This window comes from Acinetobacter sp. USHLN143, assembly GCF_037145695.1.
Taxonomy (GTDB): domain Bacteria; phylum Pseudomonadota; class Gammaproteobacteria; order Pseudomonadales; family Moraxellaceae; genus Acinetobacter; species Acinetobacter fasciculus.
The window spans coordinates 1-649 of record NZ_JBBCWZ010000191.1 but is presented as its reverse complement, the minus strand read 5'-3'; the positions used below and the strand labels follow the sequence as shown (position 1 = coordinate 649).

Genomic DNA, 649 nt, shown 5'->3' with positions numbered 1-649 from the left:
TGTCCCGTCCTGAAATAAGTTTACACCTTAAGAGACTTATTTTATGGAACATAAACGAGAACAACGAGTTAAACGTACACAACGTGACTATAGCTTTGCCTTTAAAATGATGGTGGTACATGAAGTAGAAAAAGGGCAAATTACTTATAAGCAAGCTCAGGCAAAATATGGTATTCAAGGAAGATCAACTGTGCTGGTATGGTTACGCAAGCACGGACAACAGGACTGGACTTCGAATATGCCGACTTCTTCTAAACGCCAATTGACACCCCAACAACGAATCCGCCAATTAGAAAAGCAGTTAGCCGCAGAAAAGCTTAAAACTGAATTTATTCAGGATGTGATTTATCACATTGATAAAGAATGTGGGACTGATCTTGGAAAAAAGTATACCGAGCACGTTTCAAAGATTGGCAAAGCCAAAGAAGACTAAGCGTTTCACGTTATTGTCAGTGGTTGGGAATCACCCGACAAGCTTATTATCAAGCAGAAAAACGTGCTCAAATGACTGCACAAGCAACTGAACAAATACTTGAGTTGGTTATGGAATATCGCTGTCTCATGCCAAGTATCGGAACACGTAAGCTGTATTGGCTTATTAAAGGCAAATTGTTGCAACGTGGTTTAAAGTGTGGACGGGATCAGTTAT

The 649-nt window shown here is 39.9% G+C and carries 1 pseudogene; it reads left to right on the top strand.

The annotated features are described in order from the left end of the window. Positions 1 to 43: 43 nt before the first annotated feature. A pseudogene (locus WFH18_RS17640) lies at positions 44 to 649 on the top strand (transposase); the annotation flags it as partial.